The organism is Synergistaceae bacterium, from assembly GCA_012521675.1.
Classification (GTDB): Bacteria; Synergistota; Synergistia; order Synergistales; family Aminobacteriaceae; genus JAAYLU01.
This window is the reverse complement of the sequence record JAAYLU010000114.1, coordinates 1-3,459: the sequence shown is the minus strand read 5'-3', so window position 1 is coordinate 3,459 and position 3,459 is coordinate 1. Positions and strand designations below refer to the sequence as shown.

Genomic DNA, 3,459 nt, shown 5'->3' with positions numbered 1-3,459 from the left:
GCCGGCCTGACGGCGACGGTCATGGGACGAGTGAGCGTTAACAACCTTCGCGAGGGGATGGTGCTTGAGGAGGACCTACACGCACCGAACGGGCGCTTCATCCTCGGCAAGGGTGCGACTCTAAAGGACAACTACATAAAGATGTTCAAGATCTGGGGGATCACCGGCGCGGACGTGGAGGGGGAGGAGGACGCGGAGATAGCCGGGCGCGTGGCTTTGGAGGAGGAGGCCCTGCGCATGGCCAAAAGCTACGTGGATTCCTTCTTTCCCCCCGATGACCCTGACGACGCCTGTTCGGCGGCTGTGAGGGCCTTCAGCATCCGCAGGTTCGCGGAGGGATTCTCGTCCGGCACGCCGCCCGCGCCAATTCCGAAGGTCGGCTCCCTTCCTCACCCGCCGGAGGGGCACTTCTCGCGCTCTTTCTCCTCCTACGCGCTGGCGAAGAACGAGATAAGGCTCTTCTCCTTCCCGGACATCTACTTCAAGATACAGGAGGTCATCAGCTCGCCGATAAGCTCCGCCACGTCGATAGCGAAGGTGGTGGGGAACGACCCCAACCTTGCGGCGCGAATTCTGCGGCTGGTGAACAGCTCCTTTTACGGGTTCCCGAATCCGATCCAGTCCATCCCGAGGGCGATAGCGATAATCGGCTCGAACGAGCTGTCGTCGCTGGCGCTGGCCGTCTCGACGATGAAGGTCTTCAAGAACGTGCCGCCGGAGTTTGTGGACATGAAATCCTTCTGGCGGCACTCGATCGCGTGCGGGGTCTTCTCCCGCCTGCTGGCCTACACGAAGAAGAGGCGGTCGGAGGAGAGGTTCTTCCTGGCCGGGCTGCTGCACGACCTGGGCAGAATCATCCTCTACACGAAGACCCCGAGGGAGATGACCTACGCGCTTGAGCTGTCGGTGTTCGAGAGGACGCCTCTGTGGCGGACGGAGAGGCGGGTGTTCGGCTTCGACCACACCGCGGTGGGCAGGGTGCTGATGGAGGAGTGGCGGATACCGGGCGGGATAGGGCAGCTGTGCGAGCACCATCACTCCCCGGAGTCCGAGGAGGCACCGGAGGAGGCCGCGTACGTGCACATAGCGGACTACCTGGCGAACGCGCTTCGCTTCGGCTCCAGCGGCTCGGTCTACTTCTCGCGGATGGACAGGGGGATGCTGGAGGCGCTGGAGCTGGACAAGGGGGACTTCGAGGCGGTGCTGGCGCAGGGCGAGCGGCAGATCCGCGAGATCATGAACATATTCCTGGTGACGTGACGATGGACGGGATGAACGAGAGCCTGGAAGGACTGCGGGAGAGGGTGCGGCTGCTGACTATGGAGAGGGAGTCGGCGAAACGGGTGCTGGAGGCCGCGGTCGATTCGCTGTCTCCGTCCGTAATAGTGGACGACTCTTTCTCGAAGCGGGAGCTGCTTTCGCAGACGGCGCAGAGGCTGAGGTCCTTCATCAGGCTGGATTCTCTTGTCTTCTTCCTGTTCTCCGCGGACGGGCTGGACTTTTATCCCGCCTACTGCGACCCGCCGGAGGCCCTTCCCTTTTTCGAGGAGGAGATGGCCCCCCTGATAGACGACGGGACATTCGCATGGGCGGTGGACAGGAACAAGCCCGTGGTGATCACGGCGGCGGGGCGAGCGGAGGACGGGACGGAGCGCAGGCTTTTGCTGCACTCGATCATGACCCCGAGCGGAGCGGCGGGGATGTTCATGGCTCTGCTTGGGGAGGACGAGGCTGGGATTCTCGACGTGTCCTACGCCTTCTTCACCGTGCTTCTCAGCTCGGCCGCCGCCGTTCTGCAGAACGCGGAGTTCAACAGGACGGTGCGAGACCTGAACAGAGAGCTTCAGGCGAAGATCGAGAGCCTGGAGGTGTCCGAAAGGAACCTTGCGGCCGCGATAAAGGCGAAGGAGCTCTTCCTGGCCAATGTCAGCCACGAGGTTCGCACTCCGCTGAACGGGGTGATGGGGCTGGTGGCGATCCTAGAGAGCACGTCGCTGGCCCCTCGCCAGAGGGAGCTTCTGCACGTGCTTAAAGACGAGTCGAAGGCGCTGTTGGCCATGATCAACGACCTGCTGGACTTCTCGAAGATGGACGCGGGAAAGCTCCGCTACGAGGAGGCGCCTTTCGACTTCCACGAGTTGTGGAGCAGCGTGAGGGAGAGTTTTGCACCCCGAGCCGCCGCCGAGGGGCTGAGCTTTTCGATGAATCTGGATCGGTCGGTGCCAGAGTTCTTCGCGGGGGATTCGCTCCGGATTCGCCAGCTTTTGAGCAACCTGATAGGAAATGCTGTGAAGTTCACGTCCAAGGGCTCGGTCGAGGTGACCGCCGGCGGGCACCCGGCGGAGGACGGGATGTTCCGCCTCGAGGTGAGCGTCCGAGACACCGGGATCGGCATTTCGCAGAAGGACAGGGAGAAGCTGTTCGAGCCGTTCGTTCAGGGCGATGTCTCGTTGACCCGCAAGTTCGGCGGGACGGGCCTCGGGCTGGCGATTTCAAAGAGAATCACGGAGGACATGGGCGGGAAGATAGCCTTCGAGAGCGAGGAGGGGCGAGGGACCATCTTCCGCTTCTTCCTGCCGCTGAAACCGGCCGCGTGGCCGGAGCAGCGGGAAGGGGTCGTGTCGCTGCAGGCCGAGGGGGTCAGGCGGCGTCTGCGCGGAGTCCTGGCGCTGGTGGTGGAGGACAACGCCACCAACCGCATGGTAGCTGTGTCTCTGCTGAACCTGCAGGGGATAGAGGGAGTCGATACGGCGGTCGACGGCGTGGAGGCGATTGAAAAACTCTCGTCCAAACGGTACGATATCGTCTTCATGGATATTCAGATGCCCCGGATGGACGGGCTGGAGGCGGTCTCGATCATCAGGGACCCGAAGTCGTCCGTGATGGACCATGATGCGGTGGTCGTCGCGATGACGGCGAACGTCCTCCCCGGAGACAAGGAGCGATTCATAGAGGCCGGGATGTCGGACTATATAGCGAAGCCGCTTCAGACGGTGGACCTGCTTCGGATTCTGGCCCGGAACATCTCCAGCTTCCCCGAGCAGCCGTTCGAGGAGGCCGAGCTTCCGGTCGAATGGGATGACTCCGGCGATACGCCCTTCAGGCGCGAGTCGCTGATGGCGAGGATGGGTGGAGACACTCTTCTCTGCGTCAGAGTCCTGGACAAGTTCGTCGAGGACTTCCCCCTGACTCTTGTCAAGTTGAAAAACACGCTGGAATCGGGGGACATGGAGGAGGCGCGGGTGATCTTCCACACCCTGAGAGGAGCTTCGGTGAACGTTGAGGCGCTGCAGATGGCCCGGCTTGCGGAGGAGGGGAATTCGGCGGCCGCCGCGGGAGATGCACCGAGGGTCGGGGAGATCGCGGTGGAGTTGGGCGCTGCGTTCGAGGGCTTCGCGGAGGCTGCGCGCCTGTTTCAGGAGGAGATGTCGGACGGAAAATGACGCCCGCGGCTTCATG

Annotated in this window: 2 protein-coding genes; both read left to right on the top strand. The window is 62.8% G+C overall.

Features of this window, described 5'->3' with window-relative positions; genetic code table 11:
- Window positions 1-21 precede the first annotated feature (21 nt).
- Window positions 22-1,260 (top strand): HDOD domain-containing protein, encoded by a 1,239-nt coding sequence (locus GX181_10120; protein ID NLM72294.1) that lies wholly within the window; start codon window positions 22-24, stop codon window positions 1,258-1,260.
- 2 nt (window positions 1,261-1,262) lie between these two features.
- The gene (locus GX181_10115) at window positions 1,263-3,443 is read left to right on the top strand and encodes a response regulator (protein NLM72293.1); all 2,181 of its coding nucleotides are present in this window, start codon (window positions 1,263-1,265) and stop codon (window positions 3,441-3,443) included.
- Window positions 3,444-3,459: the final 16 nt, after the last annotated feature.